This is a genomic window from Sphingomonas turrisvirgatae, assembly GCF_001721295.1.
GTDB classification, from domain to species: domain Bacteria; phylum Pseudomonadota; class Alphaproteobacteria; order Sphingomonadales; family Sphingomonadaceae; genus Sphingomonas; species Sphingomonas turrisvirgatae.
This window is the reverse complement of sequence record NZ_MDDS01000012.1, coordinates 1-19,795: the sequence shown is the minus strand read 5'-3', so window position 1 is coordinate 19,795 and position 19,795 is coordinate 1. Positions and strand designations below refer to the sequence as shown.

General features: G+C 62.7%; 16 protein-coding genes. 5 read left to right on the top strand and 11 right to left on the bottom strand.

The annotated features are described in order from the left end of the window. The first annotated feature begins 41 nt into the window (after positions 1–41). Complete coding sequence (locus tag BFL28_RS04985) at positions 42–2,927, top strand: hybrid sensor histidine kinase/response regulator (protein ID WP_079246948.1); 2,886 nt, start codon at positions 42–44, stop codon at positions 2,925–2,927. Between the two features lie 181 nt (positions 2,928–3,108). Here BFL28_RS04985 and BFL28_RS04980 read toward each other — a convergent pair whose 3' ends face one another. Beyond that, a complete protein-coding gene (locus BFL28_RS04980) occupies positions 3,109–3,843 on the bottom strand; it encodes an RES family NAD+ phosphorylase (protein WP_069319513.1) in 735 nt (244 codons plus the stop codon). Continuing rightward, entirely contained in the window at positions 3,840–4,253 is a 414-nt protein-coding gene (locus tag BFL28_RS04975; RefSeq protein WP_069319512.1) for an MbcA/ParS/Xre antitoxin family protein, read from the bottom strand. Before BFL28_RS04975 ends, BFL28_RS04980 begins: the two co-directional genes overlap by 4 nt. 229 nt (positions 4,254–4,482) lie before the next feature. On the opposite strand from BFL28_RS04975, the gene BFL28_RS04970 reads away from it, so the two are divergent. Genes BFL28_RS04970 through BFL28_RS04955 form a run of 4 tightly spaced genes read left to right on the top strand, consistent with a single transcriptional unit; the run spans position 4,483 to position 11,386 of the window. Then, positions 4,483–5,376 (top strand): conjugal transfer protein TraF, encoded by an 894-nt coding sequence (locus BFL28_RS04970; protein WP_079246941.1) that lies wholly within the window; start codon positions 4,483–4,485, stop codon positions 5,374–5,376. Further along, the gene (locus BFL28_RS04965) at positions 5,373–6,161 is read left to right on the top strand and encodes a hypothetical protein (protein WP_338152238.1); all 789 of its coding nucleotides are present in this window, start codon (positions 5,373–5,375) and stop codon (positions 6,159–6,161) included. Before BFL28_RS04970 ends, BFL28_RS04965 begins: the two co-directional genes overlap by 4 nt. A gap of 49 nt (positions 6,162–6,210) precedes the next feature. Next, the gene (locus BFL28_RS04960) at positions 6,211–7,632 is read left to right on the top strand and encodes a conjugal transfer protein TraH (protein WP_069319510.1); all 1,422 of its coding nucleotides are present in this window, start codon (positions 6,211–6,213) and stop codon (positions 7,630–7,632) included. 10 nt (positions 7,633–7,642) lie between these two features. Further along, complete coding sequence (locus BFL28_RS04955) at positions 7,643–11,386, top strand: conjugal transfer protein TraG N-terminal domain-containing protein (protein ID WP_069319563.1); 3,744 nt, start codon at positions 7,643–7,645, stop codon at positions 11,384–11,386. A 5-nt stretch (positions 11,387–11,391) separates the two neighbouring features. On the opposite strand, the gene BFL28_RS04950 is transcribed toward BFL28_RS04955, so the two are convergent. From BFL28_RS04950 to BFL28_RS04910, 9 genes are all read right to left on the bottom strand, one after another. Next, positions 11,392–11,802 carry a hypothetical protein gene (locus BFL28_RS04950; RefSeq protein WP_069319509.1) on the bottom strand — a complete coding sequence of 137 codons (411 nt, stop codon included), beginning with the start codon at positions 11,800–11,802 and terminating at the stop codon, positions 11,392–11,394. A 48-nt stretch (positions 11,803–11,850) separates the two neighbouring features. Next, a complete protein-coding gene (locus tag BFL28_RS04945; protein WP_069319508.1) occupies positions 11,851–12,777 on the bottom strand; it encodes a HEPN domain-containing protein in 927 nt (308 codons plus the stop codon). 226 nt (positions 12,778–13,003) lie between these two features. Further along, positions 13,004–13,999: a beta/alpha barrel domain-containing protein gene (locus BFL28_RS04940; RefSeq protein ID WP_119184546.1), complete on the bottom strand. Its 996-nt coding sequence runs from the start codon at positions 13,997–13,999 to the stop codon at positions 13,004–13,006. Continuing rightward, positions 13,971–14,324: a nucleoside triphosphate pyrophosphohydrolase family protein gene (locus tag BFL28_RS04935; protein WP_069319506.1), complete on the bottom strand. Its 354-nt coding sequence runs from the start codon at positions 14,322–14,324 to the stop codon at positions 13,971–13,973. The genes BFL28_RS04940 and BFL28_RS04935 overlap by 29 nt, the downstream gene beginning before the upstream one ends. Then, entirely contained in the window at positions 14,324–15,100 is a 777-nt protein-coding gene (locus tag BFL28_RS04930; protein ID WP_069319505.1) for a dCTP deaminase domain-containing protein, read from the bottom strand. Before BFL28_RS04930 ends, BFL28_RS04935 begins: the two co-directional genes overlap by 1 nt. Before the next feature lie 143 nt (positions 15,101–15,243). Beyond that, on the bottom strand, positions 15,244–16,386 hold the full coding sequence (locus BFL28_RS04925; RefSeq protein ID WP_069319504.1) for a methyltransferase: 1,143 nt from the start codon (positions 16,384–16,386) through the stop codon (positions 15,244–15,246). After that, a complete protein-coding gene (locus BFL28_RS04920) occupies positions 16,386–17,342 on the bottom strand; it encodes a hypothetical protein (RefSeq protein ID WP_069319503.1) in 957 nt (318 codons plus the stop codon). Before BFL28_RS04920 ends, BFL28_RS04925 begins: the two co-directional genes overlap by 1 nt. Next, positions 17,326–19,188 carry an ORC-CDC6 family AAA ATPase gene (locus BFL28_RS04915; RefSeq protein ID WP_069319502.1) on the bottom strand — a complete coding sequence of 621 codons (1,863 nt, stop codon included), beginning with the start codon at positions 19,186–19,188 and terminating at the stop codon, positions 17,326–17,328. The genes BFL28_RS04920 and BFL28_RS04915 overlap by 17 nt, the downstream gene beginning before the upstream one ends. Positions 19,189–19,202: 14 nt before the next feature. Next, positions 19,203–19,795, bottom strand: a 593-nt coding sequence (locus tag BFL28_RS04910) for a phosphoribosyltransferase-like protein (RefSeq protein ID WP_206599081.1), incomplete at its 5' end; no start/stop codon positions are given.

Here is a 19,795-nt window from a genome sequence, read left to right as displayed (position 1 = left end):
TCAAGTATGGTCCCTTTTCAAGGGACGTGCGTTTCGCCTCGATGTTTCTCAATTCCGACGATCAAAACGAGCCGCCCTACTTTCTCAGAGATGGTGGCGCGACCGGGGCGCTCCTGCGCAGTCATGACTGGTCTGGTTCGCCGCTGGGCACGCCGGAGCGCTGGCCTCAGCCATTGAGGACGTTGGTGGGCGTATTGCTCACCGCCAATCAGGCGATGTTCGTCGTGTGGGGCTCGCAGCGTACCTTGCTCTACAATGACGGCTATGCCGAGATCCTCGCGAGCAAGCATCCCGCCGCGATAGGCCGCGACTTTCTGGAAGTCTGGTCAGAGATCAAGGCCGACCTTATCCCGATCGTTGACCAGGCTTACGCTGGCACGCCGGTGCAGATGGACGATATCGAGCTCCTGATGCAGCGAAAGGGCTATCTCGAGGAGACGCATTTCGCATTCTCCTACACGCCGGTGCGGGACGAGGCCGGGCTGGTCGCCGGGTTCCTGTGCCCGTGCGTCGAGATCACCGAGCAGGTGCTTGCAGAGCGGCGACGACTGGCGGACATGGAGCGTCAGCGCAGGCTCTTCGAGCAGGCGCCCGGTTTCATCGCCATTCTCAATGGCCCCGATCACGTCTTCGAGTTTGCGAACGCGGCCTATCGCCACCTGGCAGGGGAACGGGACTATGTCGGAAGGACCGCACGTGACGCGCTCCCCGAGGTCGCGGGCCAAGGCTTCTTCGAGTTGCTCGATCAAGTCTATCGCAGCGGCAAGCGCTTCGTCGCTCATGACACGCCAATCAGCCTCGACCGCGCGAATGGTCAGTCGGAGCAGCGCTATCTCGACTTCATCTACGAGCCCATCCTGAACGAAGGCGGCGAGGTCACCGGCATCTTCGTGGAAGGGCATGACGTCACTGAGGGACATCGGGCACAGGCCGAGCTGCGCGAGAGCGAGGAGCGCGGCCGCCGCATCGTGGAGGGCGTGAGGGACCACGCTATCTTCACGACGGATCGGGATGGAATGGTCGTGGATTGGACACCCGGCGCACAATCCGTGTTCGGCTGGACGGCGAGTGAAATCATCGGTCGATCCAGTGACGTGCTGTTTACGGAAGAAGACCGCGCCGCAGGGGTGCCGGTTCAGGAGCTGGTGATCGCGAGCGCCGAAGGATGCGCCAATGACGAGCGATGGCACATACGACGAGATGGCACGCGCATCTTCGCCAACGGATCGGTCCGTCCACTGCACGACGCCCGGGGCGTCATCGCAGGCTTCATCAAGATCGCTCGCGACGAGACCGAACGCCGGGCAGCGGAGTCGGCGCTGCGCGAGACTGAGCAGCGATACCGGCTGGCGGCAAAAGCAACCAACGACGCGATCTGGGATTGGGATCTGGCCACCAACCATGTCGAATGGAACGAGGCGGTAAGCGTTCTGTTCGGATATGACCTTGATCAAGTCGTGCCGACCGGAGAGTGGTGGATCTCGAACATCCACCCCGACGACCGCGACCGAGTGGATGGCGCCATCCATGCCGTGATCGATGGCGAAGGCGATCAGTGGGCCTCGGAATACCGGTTCCACCGCGCCGACGGCACGTTCGCCGACGTGTTCGATCGAGGCCACGTCTTTCGCGACGAGAACGGACGCGCGGTGCGCATGATCGGCGCCATGCTCGACCTGACCGAGCGCAAACGCGCGGAGGCGGCGCTGCGCGAAGCCAACGAAACCCTCGAAGCTCGTGTGGCGGAGCGCACCGCTGAACTGATGGCGGCGCAGGACGCGCTCCGGCAATCGCAGAAGATGGAGGCGGTCGGGCAGCTCACCGGCGGACTCGCGCATGACTTCAACAATCTGTTGACCGGCATATCGGGCAGCCTGGAGATGATGCAGATCCGCATCGCCCAGGGGCGTATCGCTGACGTCGAACGTTATGTGAGCGCCGCCCAGGGTGCGTCGAGGCGGGCCGCAGCGCTGACCCACCGGCTACTCGCATTCTCACGCCGGCAGACGCTCACCCCCAAGCCGACGGACATCAAGCAACTTGTGGCCGGGATGGAGGATCTGATCGGGCGGACCGTTGGCCCGGCCATCGGAATAGAGACCGTGAATGCCGCAGGCCTCTGGCCGAGTCTGATCGATCCGAGCCAACTCGAGAACGCGATCCTGAACTTGTGTATAAACGCGCGCGACGCGATGCCGGACGGTGGAAAGATCACGATCGAATCCGGCAATCGCTGGATGGATGAGCGTTCTGCCAAGCAGCGCAGACTGGAGCCAGGGCAGTACATATCGCTCTGCGTCTCCGACACCGGAACCGGCATGAGTGCCGCCGTGATAGAAAAGGCATTCGATCCCTTTTTCACGACCAAGCCGATCGGCGAGGGCACTGGGCTCGGGCTGTCGATGATCTACGGCTTCGCCAAGCAGTCGGGGGGATCGGTCGCGATCTACTCCGAGGTGGGGGAAGGTACGATGGTATGCATCTACCTCCCCCGCTATCTTGGCGAGACCGAGATCGAGCAGGCGGATGAGGCAGGCCGACATGTCCCCCGAGCCGAAGTCGGCGAGACCGTGCTGGTGGTGGATGACGAGCCCACCGTGCGAATGCTCGTGACGGAAGTGCTGACCGACCTCGGCTACACCGCACTCGAGGCGGCTGATGGTGCCGCAGGCTTGGCGATCATCAACGCGGATGTCCGCATCGACCTGCTGGTTACCGACGTCGGCCTACCCGGCGGGATGAACGGCCGACAGGTGGCAGATGCCGCGCGAAGTGTCAGGCCTGACCTGAAGGTACTCTTTATTACGGGCTATGCGGAGAATGCCGTTTTGAGTCATGGCCATCTCGATCCAGGCATGCATGTTCTCACCAAGCCTTTTGCAATGGACGTGCTGGCGACCCGCATCCGCGGATTGATCGAAGACTAAGGGGAGCCTGGCAAGGTTTCAGTCGATCGCCATATCTTTGAAATCGAGTGACGGCGATCTGCAGCGCCTATCTCACCTGGAAGTGCGTCCGCTTCTGGGAGCCCTGGAATTCTGTTTCAATGAGCAACATTAGGGCGCTCTGCGGACAGCCGCCATTCGATGTCCTTCGCAAGGTCCCGCCTCATTCACCGCGTGCCGGCGTTTCAACGACACGGAAGACCTTGCCCGATCCTGCGTCGCGAATCAGATCGACCCGAACGCCGTCCCAATGATAGTCTAGATGGCGACCCTGAACCGGATCGGATGCGCAATCCGGATAGAAGAGTGCGACGCATTCGCCGCCAGCGTGCCGCACGCTGGGATAGACCACGCCGTCCGACCCGCTTGCCTTCAAAGCCATTGCCATTTTCTGGGAGGCGTTGTGGCTATCGCAATCGAGAACCGGATCAAGACTTGGTTCGGCACCCCGCAGATCGTGAAGGTCTGCCATCACCGAGAGGACGACTTCCCGGAACTGCGACGTCCAGCCAGGCGCCTGCGCCGTGCCGGCCATGAACCGCGCATGATGATGGATGGTCTCGAACAGCGCGGTTTCGAACGTGTCACCGGCATACAGCACGCCGAAGTTGCCATCGGTGAACCGGCTCGGTCGATCCGGACTGACATGGGTGAACGGCGCCATCAGATAGGATGCGCCGCTCCCGCCAACCCTGCGGTCAGTCGGCACCAGATCGATATTGCCGATGGTCGCCATGATGCGGGGGTTCGACTTTTGCTCGGCTGAGATCAGGAGCGGCCAGTCCGCTGGATCGGCAATGTCTTCGAACAGATCGATTGGCGGAAAAGCGCTGCGAATGATCCGTACAGCGTTCTTCCACTCAACGCGTATGACAGGAATCTGATCGTGAGCGATCACCAGCCGCCGCGCTCGGCGTCGAGATAGCGCCGCACGCGCATGATATCGGTTAGCTCGCCCCCAAGCATCACAGTGAGCGCGCTCGCGCCATCGAAGGCGTCATTGGCCGCGTTGATCCACACGTAGCCGCGCTGCGGCTCGGTGAAGATCAGCCGCAGCGCCTTGTGGATGCCCATGAGGTTCGACAGGCGCGCACGTCCGTCGCGTGAGATCCGCCCTGCCCCTTCGGCCTTCCAGCGGCGATAGGAGCGCACTGGCATGTCGAGCAGCGTCGCCGCCTGTTCGTCGGTCAGTTCCCATCGACCGAACAGGTTGAGGGCGGCGCGGAACATGGCAGCCGCTTCCTCCTGCGTGACGGGGTCGGGCCGAAACGCCTGTGGAGCCGTCTCAATTGGGCGCAGCGACAACATGGCAGTTCTCCATATGGCATTACGTAGCATACAAGCTGCCATCTGGCAACGCTATTGAATTGCCGCTAATCGCCGGTGCGGCAGCGACGCGCCTTCGCGGCAGCTTAATGCCCCGACCGTTGCTTGCGTATCCGGACTGCCAGACATCCAACTGGTGCCTACCACCCTGCCCCCGTCCGATAAAATCCGAAAGGCCGCAGCAATGCGCCACGATGGAAGTGGCCACAAGATGCGGCGGGCGATCGCTAGACTTGTCTCGACGACCTTGATGCTCGCGCCAATCGCGGGGCAGGCGCAGCCCACGCAAAATGCCGCCGCAGCGCAGCTCAAGCATGGCTATTGGTGGTACGAGATCCCGCCGCCGCCCAAGCCGCTTGAACCCGCGGACGAGCTCGTCAAACCAGCCATCCCGCCGATGGCGCAACTCGCCACCTGGACGCCACCGCGCATTCGCAAGCTGATCGAGCAGCAACGCGACTATGCGGCAACGGTGCTCACTGTCGAGGCGGTTGCCGACTTCTGGCGCCTGCAGGACTTCGCGCGGCGCAAAGCCCGGGCGTTCGCCGGCGTCACCCAGCTCGCCATGCTCCAGCATCCCGAACTCAACTCCAAATCCGCCAACCCGATGGTTGGCGACGCTCGAGCCGAACTCAACGCCCAGAAGGACGGGCTGCGGCGCGGATATCTCCGCGCCAAATCCGGCGAGTTCGCGCTGGTCATGTTCTCCCGCTCGACCTGCGGCTATTGCCGCGTCCAGTGGCCGATCCTGCAGCGTTTCCAGGAAGAGATGGGCTGGCAGGTCACGCTGATGGATATCGACCGGCGGCCCGAACTTGCAGTTCGCTACGGCGTCGAGATCACGCCGACCACGATGCTCATCCGGCGCAACAGCGCGCAGCGCATGGTGATCGCCAGCGGCGTGGAGACCTACCCCAATCTCGCCCAGATGGCGTACCAGGCGACCCGGCTGCTCAGCGGCGACATCCGGCCCGAGCAGTTCATGACCGGCCCGGGCGAGGAAGACGGCTTCTTCGACGCGCTCGCTAACGGCCCGGTTTCAGCGACCGATCCGCGCGCTCTGGGCGGCGACTTGGTCGGCTCAGCGCTGGAGCCGCGGCCATGAGCAATATCCCGCCACCCTTGCCGCCCACGCACCCGATGCGGCTCCGCCAACTCGCCCGCATGCTGGTGGAGCCAGCCGATGAACTCCCGCAGCCAAGCTGGCAGGTTACCGGACCTGGGTATCCCGCCGATGACTGGCAGCCGCAACCCGGGCTGGAACGAGCTTCGTCCGGCGCCTACCGCCCCGGCGGGCGCACATCGCGCTTTGCCGCCGCGCTTGGCGCATTGGCCAGCGGCGCGGCGATCCTGTGCGTCACCTTCAAGGCAGATGCCCAGCCGGTCTCGCGCGGCCGCGCCCTGGCAGCCGCAATTCACCCGGTCCCGGATTCCGCCGCGATGCATCACTGGCTGGGCCGCGTGCCGCGGACTCGCGATTTTCCACCGGATCTTGATGCCACCTTGCGTTCGCAGGCGACGCTCTACCTGATCGAAATGACGACCGCGCCCGGCTGCGTGCCGTGCGCCGACCTTTGGGCGCGGCTGCAACAACTGCGCGCGCGCTTCGGCATCGAGCTGCGAACGATCTCAGACCAGGACGCGCTGCTTCGTTCGGGAAAGCTTGGCCTGCCATGGGTCGGTCATCCCGTCGCCTGGCTGCGGCCGCGCGGGGATCCAGATCGGATGATCCCGATCGCGATCGGCACCGATCATGCGCCCAATCTCACGCGCAACCTCTATCTCGCGGCCAAGATGCTGACCGGTGTGCGCCCGGCGGTCGCAGTACGCGCCATGTCCAAATTCACCGGGATCGTCGGCGCGCCGGCGCCGGCAAGCCGCAAGCGCTGAGCATGGCGGGCTCGGCGCGCCTCGACCTCTCTGGCCAAAGGAACCCGCCATGCGCCTCGCCATCCGCTCGTCCCTCGCGCTCGGCATCGCCCCAGCCGCGCTGCTGAGCGCGTCGCCAGCGCAGGCACAGAGCTGGGCCGAGAGCTGGTTCGACAATGTCACCTACACCAACCCGGGCAGCTTCGAGGACCAGACGCGCGGCTATGTGACAGCCGGCGGCATGTCGGGCCGGGTCGATGTCCATAACGATTATCCCATATCGGTGACGCTGCCCAAGGTGCGGGCCGGCTGCGGCGGCATCGACATGTTTCTGGGCGGCATGTCATTCCTCGACCCCGATTATCTTGTGCAGAAGCTCGAGAGCATCCTGCAGGCCGCGCCTGCAGTGGCCTTCCAGTATCTGCTCGAGACGCTCGACGAGAAGATGGGCAACATCATCTCGAAGATGGAAGCCGCGACCAACTTCCTCAATTCGATCCAGGTGAATGACTGCCGCCTCGGCAACCGCATGGTTCAGATCGTCAAGGGCGACGAGAACATGTCGGGCATCATCGAGGAGATGACCGGCTACCGCTCGGTCAAGCAGGGCTTCGCCAAGAGCTTCCAGCAGTCGCGCGAGAAGATCGAGGCCAACAACAACAATCCGACCGAGGATCTCAAGGAGGCGCTCGAGAACTGCCCGCCCGAAGTGACCGAGATCTTCCGCACCGGCTCGCTGCTCGCCAACGCCGCGGCGCGGGTCGGGGCGAGCAGCTGGGCCTCCGTCATGCGCGCCAGGGTCGGCGACGTCTACATGCGCTGGAACGCGGCCGACAAGGTGCCGCTCTTCTCGGCGATCCCCGCATGCTCGGCACAGGATAGCGAGAGCCCGCATGATTTCCTGACCGGTCGCGTCCAGCGGCGCGGCCTTTCGATCCCGCCAAGCGGGGCGGATTGCACGCAGGACGGCAATGGCCGCGGCGCGCTGGTGCTGACGCGCGAGCGGATGCAGTCGATCGCCACCAAGATCCGCACGCGTGTCGCGCTCAGTCCAGAGGAGCGGCAGTTCGTCGCCAATGTGCGTACCCTGCCCGTCTACCGCATGCTCGAATGGGGCGTACGCCAGGGCATGGTAGACTCGGTCATCGGCGACACCGACGAACTGGTGGCGCTGAGCCTCGCCTATCAGATGCTCAACGATCTCACGCGAACGATCGACTTCGCGGTCGGCAATGCCGAGCGCGGTGCGAGTGCGGCCGGGGCGGCGGACGGCGCGAACAAGAATGTCTGCCAGACCCGCATTCTCGCCAAGGGAATCGAACAGCTGCGCGACCTGCGTGAGGAGGTGCTGCGCCAGCGCGCGCAGATGCGTCAATCCTATCTCGCCGCGCTCGGCACCGCGAACCTCTCGACCTCGTTCGCCGGACTGCTGCGCGAGCGTGACCGCGATGCGCGCAATGCCGCCGGCGCCGCCGCGGCAAGCCAGCGCTGAGGAACACGCCATGCGTCACGCCGTGCGGGCGCTCGCCGCCCTCCCCTCCCTGCTCGCCGCCTCCCCGGCGCTGGCGTTCGATACGAGCTTCCACACCTATAACGGCTTCCAGGAGACGGTGGACGCGTTCCGCATGGTCTCGCTGATCTTCGCGGACCCGCGCTACGAGACGCTGGTGCTGATCATCGCGACGGTCGGTATCGGCCTTGGCGCGCTGCTCGCGAGCGCGCGGGGCTCCGGCATCGGCCTCATCGCGTTCGGGTTCCAGATCCTGGTCGGGGTCGGGCTGCTCGTCGGCCTCGTCGCAACGACCGGCACGGTCCATGTCTATGACCGCGTCAAGAACGCCTACAAGGCGGTGGGCGACGTCCCCGTGCTGCTCGTGCTGGTCGCCGGCACCACCAATATGATCGAACGCGCGATGGTCGAGACGATCGACGACAACAGCGCCGATCCGACCACCAAATTCTCGTTCGGCGGCGGCGGCCATGCGTTCGACCTGTTCCTCAACGCCACCTCCCCGCGCGCGCCGATGACCGACAGCTTCCTCGACGCGACGATCAAGGATTATGTCCGGCAATGCTACCCGGTCGCGCGCGTCTCGCCGGCCTATGGCATCGACGACGACAAGCTGTTCCGTACCGCCACCGACCTGCCCGCGGCCTTCGCCGCCATGGCTGGGCCCGCCACTTTCTCGACCGTCTTCACCCAGACCGACAAAGGCGGCACCACAGTGAGCTGCGAGGAAGCCTGGACGCATATCGCAGGCCGGCTTTCCGACCCGAACCTCTTTGAAAGCTACAGCCGCCAGGTCTGCCGCCAGAGCGGCTTCAATATCGAGAGCGCGCCGCAGCTCGCGCGCTGCCGCGAGCAGCTCGGCGCGATGGGCCAGGTGATGGTCGGCCGCCCGCTCAGCGCCCATAGCCTCATGACCCACATCCTGCTCGGCCAGACCGTGGGCGACGTATTGTTCGAGGACAGCCCGGCAAGCGCCGCGCGGGTGATGGCCAACCGCGCGGTCGTCTCCAACGGCCTCGCCACCATGTCGGTCGCCAATGAATGGGTCCCGACGATCCGCGCCACCGTGTTCGCGATCATGCTGTTCATGGTGCCGGTCGCGTTGCTGTTCATCCTCACCCCGCTCAACCTGCGCGTCGCGAGCTTCGCGCTCGGCCTGTTCGTGTTCGTGGCGCTGTGGGGGGTGATAGACGCGGGCATCTATCAGCTCACCCTCGGCCGCGCCGCAGCGGTCATGGCCGAGCTGCAGTCGAACGGCGTTGCCGCCAATAGCTGGCTGCTCGCACCGTCCTCGGCGACCAAGGCGCTCGCCGTGTTCGGCAGCTTCCGCACCGCCGCCGCCGGCCTCGCCGGTGCATTCGTGTTCACCGTGTTCCGGTTCAGCGGCAATGTGTTCAGCTCCTTCACTGGCAGTGCGCAAGGCATCACCAGCCAAGCCAGCGTCGCCGCCGCGCCGATCGCGACCAGCGAAGGCTATGCCTCCGCGCTCGAGAGCCAGGCGACGGCCATGGGCACGCGCAGCCGCGCGGCCGCCGCGTCGAGCTTCGGCGATTTCGGGGAGCGCAGCAGTTTCAGCGCCAACCGCAGCTATGGCGAGGCCGGCCACATCATCGGTGAGCGCCCCGGCACGCTTGGCGGCACTGCATTCGCGCTCGGTGGCATCGAAGCCTCGCGCCAGATGGGCGCGCTCGCCCCGGCGCTCAAGGGCCGCGACCTCGCCGACCCGCAGGTCGCGCGCGAGGTCCAGGCCAATGCCGCCACCACTGCGATCCACCAGTTCGCCGAGAAGGACGCGTTGCGGAATCTGGGAACCAGCTATTTCGGCGGCGGCCACACCGGCGAGCGCGCCTTCGCCGCCTTCTCACAGAACCTCGTCCAATGGCGCGCCTTCGGCGACCAGCGCGCGTATGACATGATGCTGCAAGGCGCGCAGCGGCACTTCGAACGGCAGGGCTACAGCCCCAAGGATGCCGCGCTCAAGGCGTCAGAGGTAATCGGCGAGGCGCAGAGCGACCCGACCTTCGCCAAGCTGATCGCCAATGGCTACGACCAGGAGCAGATGCTCAGAAACGACCTGACCCAGGCCCAGGTACAGGTTGGCGCAATGGAAGGCCGCCGCGACTTCGCCGGCGACCAGGTCGCCCAGATCGAACGCGCCAATGTCGCGACCGAACAAGCGACCCGCACCGGCACCAACCAAGGCCAGCGCGAAGCGGCCGCGCAACTCGGCATCACCCCGCAGGAGACCGCCCGCCGCATCGGCTTCATCAATGCCCTCTCCGGCGAAGCCCGCTCGACCGCCATCTCCCAGCTCTCCCGCGCCACTGGCCGCAACGAGAGTCAGGTCTTGAGAGCGATCGAGACCTTCAACGCCGCAACCAGTCTCGGAACGGCGGATGGCGCGACCGCGGAAGCCGGCAGAGAAGGCACCAGCGTCTATGCAAGAACCCGAGAAGCCGCCGGTTACGATTTCGCCGAACGCTCGGGCAAGCTGGATGCGCAGCGCGAGGTCGGCACAGAGGGCACCAGAGCCGCCGCGCGCATCGGCGAACAACGCCGCCAAGCGGACAATTTCGGGTTCGCGGATGGCGCCGCCGCCGCAGGCACATCGACCAGAGAAGCTGCTCGCCTCGACAGTTTCATCAGGACGCTCAGCCAGACCGCCGGCAACCAGGTCGATATGGCCTCGGGCGGTGCAGCCGGCATTGCCGATCGGGCCCGCAACGACCGCACCACCAAGATCGTCGAGAGCGAGCGCCTCAGCCGCATGCAGGGCCTGCTGCGTGCCAATGGCATTGCCATGTCCAAGCGCGACCTCGCCCTCGGCCAGAATGGCGACCTCAGCCTCAACCTCAGCCCACAACAGGCCGAGCAGCTCCACCGCGCCGGCCTCATCAACGACAGCCAGTATGGCGCGATCGCTCAAGGGGGACAGGCGCGTTTCAGCCTCGCCAATAACGACCTGCTCGTCTCGACAGGCACATCGTTCCAGCAGTCCGCCCGCAACGACACCAGCACGAGGTTCGAGGCCGGCAAGCAGGCCGGTCCCGACACGATCGAGCATTTCCTCGGCAACGGCGAAGCCGGGCAAGCTGCCATGGCCAATTGGCTCAAGGGCGGGTTCGAAATGGACCGCAAGGGCGAATGGCGCCTCACCCCGCAGGTCTCAGACACACTTCAGCGCGATATCGGCGCTATCATCGCACAAACCGGCTGGCAGCGGTCGCTCACGCGCGGTGCGGAGGAGCGTTCCTCGATGAGCACCGGGTTCGGCGTGAGCATGGGTGGCGGGGCTACGGCTAGTGAAAGCGCCGATGCGACTGCCCGGCGTGCAGCACACCGTCCGCGCCACCCGAAAGCAGCGCGCGGACTCGCGGGAGGCCAGATGGCGTTCGATAGTAGGGAAACTGGTTCAAGCTCTTCGAACGCAAGTTCTTCTCTCGACATCGGGAACTATGACGTTCGCACTGCAATCGCGGCCGCTGAAGCATCGGCAGCCAGGTCAAGCAACCCGGCACTGAGCTTTTCGCGGGAATTATCGCGCCAGATTCTTGGAACGGATGGATTACGCAATCGCTATCTGGAAAACGCGGCGTCTGGCCGAGGAACATGGGATTACACTTCGCCCATGACCTCGTGGGAGCAATCCTCGATCTTGAGCAACGGCCGGCATACGACTGACCTTGATCGAAGCTCGGAAGACGGCGATCCGAAATATCGGACGCGCAAGGATTAGCGACCTCACCAATCGTGATTGCGCCTGTTCATCCAGAAATACTCTGACTTTGGGTCGGTCTCGTTCGTTGACCGTGGCAACTTCCCCAGTCGGTAGGCATCTAATTCCTCATTGTACCAGTAGGTAACCACCTCCCCACGGGCCAACGCCGTACGTACATATCCGACGCCGAGAATGACTGCGGCTGTGAGCGGCATGAAGAGGATGTTGGTCACTGCACCGTATCCACTCTTGTAGTATGGTTCGAGCATCGGCCCTAGTGACGTACCCGCAGGGAGCCAGTACAGCGGGATGGCGATCCACCACGCTTTTGCGTACCAAGGACGCCAAAGATAGTCACCGGCCCGCAACGGCGGGGCCAATGGGGGAAGCGGCTTCACCTTGATCGAAGGATCTGAGTTCGGAGCGGGGTCCATGTCATCATCTCCATCCCTTTCCCGTGAAGATCAAACGGCCAACCGTCGCTAATTGGTAGCAACGTCCGCGCCATCGAGTTCCGCGATGCGGTCGCCGCAAACTCTGTGGACGACCCGCCCCAGTTCCTCGATCTGTGCCGCAAGCCAGTCCAGCTCTTCCGAGCTTATCCGATAATGCTTTGAGTACCGCGCCTTCACATAAGCATCCTTGAGCTTCTCGAACATCGCACGCTCTCGCCGATTAGATGAAGGCCAGATGCCATATAGTCTTCGATCCAGCCGCTCTGCTTGCGAGCGCAAGAAGCCCAGATTGTGGACGTGCGGGGTGTAGAAGGTAAGCACCAATAGAACGCAATGGTAGAGACGTTCCGTCGCTTGATGCATCAGAAAAGCCGCGTCCCTCAGACGTCCCTTTTCGGCGCTGAACTTTGCTGTCTCCAGAACGCCTGCAGCAGCTGGAAACCACTCCTCGAAATACTCTCGCGCAAGCTCCAGGGCTTGCGCTGCCGTCTTGGGCTTGGGCTGATGCAACTCGCTATCCTCGCTCTCGTAGAGCGCGATACCGTCGCGGGCGATGTCCATGAAGAAGTACCGTCCATGCGCCAGGCCATCATTCACCTCTTGGAGCGAATGCACGATGAAGTTCACTGGCGTACGAATGGTTTTCGTGATCGACAGCTCTCGTATCAGCCGCTCGTCGGCGCGCTGCCAGTAGGCCACCCGGTCAGTCAGTTCCTTCTGATTGACGATCACCAGCAGGTCGAAATCGGATTGATATCCCTTCGCCGTATGCGGTTCATCAACCCAACCGCCGCGCGCATAGCTGCCGTAAAGAATGACCTTCAAAATTCGCCCGAGCTTCTTCTCGCCAGTGGGATTGCCGCGGGCGTCATCGAATTCCTCGAACAGGATCCGTAGCACCCGATCGAGATCGCGTTGTTTGGCGGGAGGAAGATGATCGAGATCGCTGCGCATCGTCTCCTCCTAACAACCTGGCCAGGCAATTGCCCAGCAAAACTGCGGCAATATCGACCGGTTCTACGGCAGCGCGCCTCCTCCCCTCCGTTCGAACTGAGCCGGTCACGGCAGAATTAGGAACGACAGCGCTATTTCCGGACCTGGGCCGACTGCAGACGGTCGGCTTTTAGAAAGGCTGGCCCTCAAATGAGACGCGCATCAGGCCTGAGAACACGCTTGAGCATCAGCTGGTCTGACCCGACCACCTAACGCAAGAGATATGATCTTCGCCACGTGAGTAATAGTGGCATTTATTGGCGTTGCGGCAACCGTCATGTGGTTGAGCAAGGAAGGCGGGGTTGGCGATAAGGTCGCGGCAGATGCCAATGTGGGAGTTTGCAGGATGATGCGCGGCCTTGGGGCTAACCCGGCCTGATACGATGAAGCACCGCTGCGGATGGCGGAGAGCGACTGCTAAGCTCTCCTGGTGCCTCGCGACAAGGATGTCAGGCCTGGCAGGATAGATGAGGCGCTTGTTGATATTATAGAAACCGGAGGACAAGTCGATGAAGTCGAAGGCCAGTTGGCACAGAAAATCCTGCGCGCGCTCGGCGCCCTCTTCGTCGAATGCGTTGTTGCCTGTCCGCAGCGAGATGCGAAGCGAGCTCTCGATGCTCTGGGTTCTCAACCAGTCAGCCAAGCTATTTAATTCATCACGCACGTATGCGGCGAGCGGATAGAGCCGATCATCGACCAGCAAGCTGAGCAGGTAGCCATGAGCGGCATGCGTTTGGACGTGGCGGAACCCGTGCCCGATTGCCATGGCTGCGCCTTTGCGGAACGCCCCCATGAGACGGGCTAGGTCGGCACGGCTATATTGCTGGATCAGTTGCCGAGCCTGCTCGAGGACTATATCTCCATCGGCAGCCAAGAACTTGCGTGCGCCCTCATAGCCCTTCCAGGCGGTAGCCAGCTGCACACCCGGAATTGACCCGGCATCGCAGATTGCAGCGGCTAAGTGCCTCCAGACTTGGCTGCTGCTGATCGTCGGGCTGGATGAATTGCTACCGTATCCACCGGGCACAACAACGTTACCGACAATGGCGCAGTGAAGAGCGGGCGAACTTCGCTCCCTGTAGAAATCGAGAAAGCGGCGATCAGGTTCGCCGTTGGCCACAAAGCCGGTGTTGACCCCCAGAAAGAAGATCAGCTTATCGCTCAAGGTCGCCATACCGCTCATCGTTCTGGGCCATCTTGGCTAAGATGTCCTGCTCCAGGTCTCCGCCGAGGATGGTGGAGAGGCGGAATAGATAGATGGCAACGTCGGCCAATTCTTCACGCAGATGAGACTCGACCTCGTCCAGCCGAGGGCCGTTGTACCGCGGATTGGTAAAACCTAACCCCACCTTCTTCAGCTCATTAGCAAACTCGCCAATTTCGCCAACCAAGCCGACCAGTTCCCGCGACAGCTGATCATGGCGCTCAGCATCGGATGAGAAGCGAACGCTAAAGCCTCGCCGCTCATCGGCTGTGATCTGTCGTTTCACTATGGTGGAGAGTTCCACTACCCGTTCCTCCTCACGAAATTTAAAATCAACGATCCTATCGCGATGATGGCTGCTGCGACGAGACTGGTAGCGACACCAGTAAGACCCTCGATCAGCTTATTTTGCACAAGGAAGATCGCCAGCGAGTTGATGATGATAGCGATCACGAGACCGATGTTGGTCCATTGTTGATTGATCTCGAGGCGCCGGATGACGGATCGGGTTGCTTCGGGCAACAGCGCCAGGCTCTCGTCTTTCTCAGACTGCACGCGTGCATCGTCCGCGACCTGTGCATGAGTTTTCTGAAGATGCGTTTTGATCGGCCAGATACCCAGCTGAAAGCCATGCTGCCCTGAGTAGAGCCGCGTTGCCGCGCCGCTTATGACCGAAAACTCCGCCTTAGCGATTGGCTCACCTTGCGGTAGCTCAATGTATTTGTCGCTGATATTCTGGGTGACGATTCCGAGGTTACCGCTAAATCCCGGGTCAGCATAGGTCGCCACCGCGCTTAGGCCCACACTGAAGAGAGACCCCTTGCTCACAATCCGAACCGAGACATTGTCCGGGGTCTCGAGCTCTTCAGTAGTGATCAGCACGACCCGGTGCCCTGGCTTAATTAAAGCACGCTGCCCTGGCTGAAGCTCGATGCGCGCGCCATCTTCCGTAAGATCGTAGTAAATATCGCCTAGCCTAAGCTCGTAGCAGGCACCGTTTAAGCGTTTGAGGTCAGCGTTTTTGACTAACCGTCCCGCTACGATTTCGGCTTCGATGTCATTGTCATTCAGAACTGTCATGGCGCCTCTCAACTTTGGGGTCGCAGTCTCGCAATTGGGTGCAGCCTCACTGCCGTTGAAGTTCTACATGGTTCTGTGGTTCATGAACCTATTCATCGCCGTGTGAAGCGCGATCGATAGTCCATTTGCTTTGAGCAGTAACTTCAACCGACCACGCGGCGGCGCGGCTTGGCTCGCCTGGAAGCACGGTCGCCGGGGCGCCGGACTTCAACCGTGGGGCGAACGGCTTCCGCAGGGCGATCGGCTCGGATAATTGAATTGGCGACGCCGAGCCGAAAAAGTGTATTCGCCAGCCGCCTCAGAGTGGTGTAGGGCGCGCAGCTTCCGCCGTATGCTGAAGATAACGTGGACCAGTTTTCCGTGAGCAGGGCAGCCAGAGCCTGCTCGTTGCCGGGAGGCGAAGTGCGAAGTGCCATCACGCAGTCGGAAAGCACGACTTCCTTGTCGCCTAGCACGACGATCTTCTCCTGCATTGGGCGTCCAACGCGCGGAACGAGCACCGCTGGCCCGCGAACGCGCCGCAGCTCCGGCGAAGCTTTTCGATCGGAAGGCCAAATATGGCCCTGTCTCATGTCGGTCGTGTGGACAAAATCCAAACCGGCAGGACTTGGAACGAACTCGTGCATAGACACTGACCCGCGGGAAATCTCGACCGAGAATGGCCGGAGCGAGACAAGAAGCGGCTTTTCCTTCGGAGTTACGGCGCCAAGCCGTTGCGCAATCCGAAGAACGGCCACGGCAACAGCGTGGGACTTGAATTCCGCAGCCCGCACTTCTCCGACCTGCTCGACCGTTCCCCAAGCTTCAAGCGCCGCCAGCAGCGATGCGTCCCGCTCGGCAACCAGCACCGACGCGGGCACGATTGCGATGATCTCGCCGCCCGGCGCAAGAAAGCGGATCGCCCGCGCCACGAACGCCAGCGCCTTACTGGCGTGATGGGTCACCCCCTCGATGTCCACGGGGTAGCGCGTGTTACCGCGGCAGGAGAATGGCGGGTTCAACAGGATGAGGTCGTACGTGTGGCCGCAGAATGGTCCATCCTCGTCCTGATTAACAAGGAAGTCGTGCTGCACACTGTCACAGCCAGGCAGCAGCGACGAAATCGCGGCCACCGCTTCCTGGTCAACGTCCGATCCGAACAGGCTCGCTGCCGGCCACCGCGCCGCTGCCGCTCGAAGCAATGCGCCATCGCCTGCGGCGAAATCCGCGACCGATGCCGGATTGGTCAGCGAAGCCGAAGCCGTCAGATAGTCCGCTAGGTCTGGCGGGGTGTAAATCGCATCCATCAGGCGGCCGCCTTCCTAACGGGCTGGAGGAAGTCCGACACTCCGTAAACGAGGCATCGGGCGGTGCCTGCGGTTCGGCCCACCTTCCGCTTCACGTTGTCATATACGATTTCCACCTCGTCCGCGTGCGCCAGGGCGAAAAGGATGGCGCCCAACGCATGGGGTTTCGTCCCGATAAGCCCGACCTTGATCTGCTGCCCGGGATGTCGCTCGCGGATGTCCTCCAGCGCGTAGAACAGGCTGAAGGGACAGTTCGACCGGGCGAACCGCAGGTTTCGCGCGGCCTTGTATTTCTCGAGGGGCGTAGCGTTCCCTAGATAGGCATCCAGCGGATAGTGCGGCCGGAATCCTGGCACCCCGATTACAGGATACACCTTCTTCGCCAGCGGCTGCACCTCGTTGAGCATGTGCGAAAGCCGCACCCCCTCGAAACCGAGCAGCGGCACGAAGCAAAATTCGTCCTCTACCCGGTCGTCGAGCGACGCGAAAAGCGGAATCGGTGCGATGCCGTCGATGCGCTCGCTGAGGTCGAAGATCTGGCCGGCGTCCGGCGCGGGCGACTCGCTGTAGGTGTCAGGCTCCAAATATATGACCCGCAGCGGCCGGCCGATCTCAATACAAACCCTGACGATCGGTGCCCAAGTCGCGTGCCCCAGTCCCGTGATGTCGAGATAGACCATGCCATCGCCTAGCGCGCCCACGAACTTCTCGAGCGGCACGCGGCGTCGCGTCGGGACTCGTTCGTGCCCGACCACATTGGTCTCGAAGGTTCCGGGCTCGCCCTCCCTGACTTCGACGAACCTCACGCTTCCAAAGCGACGCGGTAGTGACAGCGCGAACTCGCTGCGGGGCTCGGACGTGACGCCATAGATGTAGCTCGACCCCGGCGCGGGTTCGAACCGCGCCGGATCGGCATAGTCACGCGTGAAGAGAGGGCGCTCACCGATCGGCTTCATAGAAGCCTTCGAAAAGCCGGAGCTGGTCTGGCAGGGGATAGTCGCCCTCACCGCGATTGTTCTGACGGAGGATCTGCCTGATGCCGATCTTTGGTTCGCGGACCAGCGCCATCAGCTGATTGGGCGTGAGCTTGAGCTTGCGTTTCCGGCGATAGCTGAAGACGAAGAACGCCGAATAGATTGGGTGGACGGAATAGTCGTAACCCTTGAGATCCAGCTCCATGCGCTTGTTAGCCACGCTCCGGACGAGGGCGAGGTGCATGACCGCTGCCGAAAGGAGCTGTTCCGCATCGCCTAGCGGGGCGTCATCGGGCAGCGAAAACTGCGTGACTTCGGGGGTGTGCCCCTCGGGTTCGCTGGCAAGTACTTCGAACACTCGCCCCAGGCCAAGCAGCAGCTTGGTCAGCTGCGCCCCGTGGACTGAAAGCCCTTCCAATTCGGATAGGTTCTTGCGCCCGACCTGAGTGGCGGCCTGCGTCTGCAGCTCCGGGCGTATCGGGTCACCAATCACGCTGCCCTCGTCACGCCGCTGCAGGAGGAGGGCCTGGCCGACAAGCTCCAGGAGGTAACGGATGTTGCTGCCCGCCATGAGCGTGTAGGTTCGCCAGCCGGCGTAATACTTCCGAATGCCCGGCCGTCGACGCCTGAGGGTGAACAGTACCGCAAACCGGTAGTTGCCGAGCCGGTCATCCCACGACTTCGGTTCGCGCGCGCGATCCGCGAAAACGTCTCCGATCGGACTCTGCTGCGAGCGAGCCCAGAAGTCGACAACGGACAGATCGAGGGGCGACATCGCCCTCGCCTCGTCCAGCCATTCCGGACATTGGGCGGCGACGTCGTTCAGGATGCGCGCGGCATGATCCCGAACGCCCAGCAGTTCGGCCTCCTCCTCGGCCGACAGGCCGGGGAGTATGCGCGGGAAGTCTAGCCCTGACGGAAAGCCCTTGGACGCATGGGCGCGGAGGTTGCAGACCTCGGTGGCGAAGGTGACGAACTGCTCGCCTTCAAGCCGCTGCTCGATGTCGATTCGCTCATAGTCCGCTGGGCTGACGAGCTGCTCGTTCTCGTTGAGCGTGCTGCGCTTACGCCAGCCGAGGTCCCTCACACCGACCTTGAAGGTGTAATGCGGTCCGCAGTGCTTGATCAGCGTGTTAAGCACCACCTGCTGATAATCGAGCAGGTTCTCGAACTCGTCCACGATGAAGAACAGGTTCTTGCCAACGAACTGAGGCAGCTCGAGTAATGCCTGGCACAAGTCGTCGATCGCCTGACCTTGAAGAGACAGCGGCGGCAGAGCGTTCGGATCGAGGTTGTTGAGGAAGGCCTCGAACCGGCGGCGGCCCCTGCTCATGCTCTGCAGAAGTTCGGTCTGGTCGCTGGCGGGATCGAGGTAAAGCGCGTCCGCGGTGTCCCGACAGACGTCCATCGGGAGCGCTGCTGGATCGGCCGCATGCGCAGCATGCCAGTTGAGGAATTCTACCACCTGGCCGCAGAATACGAGGTTGAGATAGTGCGCGAACACGCGCTCCCACTGGCGCGCGCTGAGTTCGTCCCCCCGAAAGGCCGTCGTGCGGTTCGTGTTCACCCGATAGTAGAAGCCGTAGTAAGGCCATGTAGAGATCGTCGACGCGTCGTGCTTCTCGAGTTCGAACTTCCCATCATATGAGAGACAGCGGAGTACGGTGGTCTTGCCCGAACCTCGACCGCCGACTAGAACGCAAGGGCGTGCGGTTTCGAGCTCAGGATAGTATGTTGGCTTCGTGAAGACCTTGAACAGCGCGTCCTTCAGCCATTCGGCCCGATAGATACCGAACGGATCGGTGATCGCCTCGTCGTCATCGATCATGGCGGGATCTTCTGTCACAGGCGCTGCACCAGCGGTCGCCAGCCATTCCGGTCGGTAAAGAAGATGGGCAGGTTAGCGTCCGGAACCGAATGCTGGAATGCGAGCGCGAGCCCGAGCTTGTGGAAGCCGCGCCAGTCCTGCTCGCTGCCGTCGTCTGCGCCGTATCCAAGCCTGCGGCCGATTGCTTCCACGAGTGCGATGCCGTCGGCCCTTATGGCCTTGGGCCACAGCAGCGAGGCGGGATCGGCCAGTGAGTAGCGGTCCGGTATGATGTTGCCGGCCGAGACCGTGACCTCGGGGATGAAACGGTTGATGCGCTTGAGACCGTAATCAGTGGTCATTGCGTTGCAGTAGAAGAAGGTTGCGGGCGACAGTTCGGCCAGCGCCTCGAACGAGTTCCTAGCTCCGCCAGGAAGATCATATTCGCGCTGCCAAGTCCTCACGAACTGCTCGCCCGAACCAACGAAGTCGTCGACGAATAGTAAGCGTGGCATGAGGGCCGCCTTGCTCGTTTGGCCGTAGCCGGGATGCTTATCGTCTTTGACGAGGGCGCGGGCGGTGCGGGAAGTTTTCGGTTCTGAGACTGGTCGTACGAGCGCTCGTACGA

What these genes read in the sequence shown, in the direction of transcription:
- BFL28_RS04925 (WP_069319504.1), bottom strand. Translation starts at nt 16,386, where the DNA reads ATGGATGCGATTTACACCCCGCCAGACCTAGCGGACTATCTGACGGCT.
- BFL28_RS04930 (WP_069319505.1), bottom strand. Translation starts at nt 15,100, where the DNA reads ATGACAGTTCTGAATGACAATGACATCGAAGCCGAAATCGTAGCGGGA.
- BFL28_RS04960 (WP_069319510.1), top strand. Translation starts at nt 6,211, where the DNA reads ATGCGCCTCGCCATCCGCTCGTCCCTCGCGCTCGGCATCGCCCCAGCC.
- BFL28_RS04955 (WP_069319563.1), top strand. Translation starts at nt 7,643, where the DNA reads ATGCGTCACGCCGTGCGGGCGCTCGCCGCCCTCCCCTCCCTGCTCGCC.
- BFL28_RS04975 (WP_069319512.1), bottom strand. Translation starts at nt 4,253, where the DNA reads ATGTTGTCGCTGCGCCCAATTGAGACGGCTCCACAGGCGTTTCGGCCC.
- BFL28_RS04915 (WP_069319502.1), bottom strand. Translation starts at nt 19,188, where the DNA reads ATGATCGATGACGACGAGGCGATCACCGATCCGTTCGGTATCTATCGG.
- BFL28_RS04970 (WP_079246941.1), top strand. Translation starts at nt 4,483, where the DNA reads ATGCGGCGGGCGATCGCTAGACTTGTCTCGACGACCTTGATGCTCGCG.
- BFL28_RS04985 (WP_079246948.1), top strand. Translation starts at nt 42, where the DNA reads ATGTTTCTCAATTCCGACGATCAAAACGAGCCGCCCTACTTTCTCAGA.
- BFL28_RS04940 (WP_119184546.1), bottom strand. Translation starts at nt 13,999, where the DNA reads ATGAGCGGTATGGCGACCTTGAGCGATAAGCTGATCTTCTTTCTGGGG.
- BFL28_RS04965 (WP_338152238.1), top strand. Translation starts at nt 5,373, where the DNA reads ATGAGCAATATCCCGCCACCCTTGCCGCCCACGCACCCGATGCGGCTC.
- BFL28_RS04945 (WP_069319508.1), bottom strand. Translation starts at nt 12,777, where the DNA reads ATGCGCAGCGATCTCGATCATCTTCCTCCCGCCAAACAACGCGATCTC.
- BFL28_RS04950 (WP_069319509.1), bottom strand. Translation starts at nt 11,802, where the DNA reads ATGGACCCCGCTCCGAACTCAGATCCTTCGATCAAGGTGAAGCCGCTT.
- BFL28_RS04920 (WP_069319503.1), bottom strand. Translation starts at nt 17,342, where the DNA reads ATGAAGCCGATCGGTGAGCGCCCTCTCTTCACGCGTGACTATGCCGAT.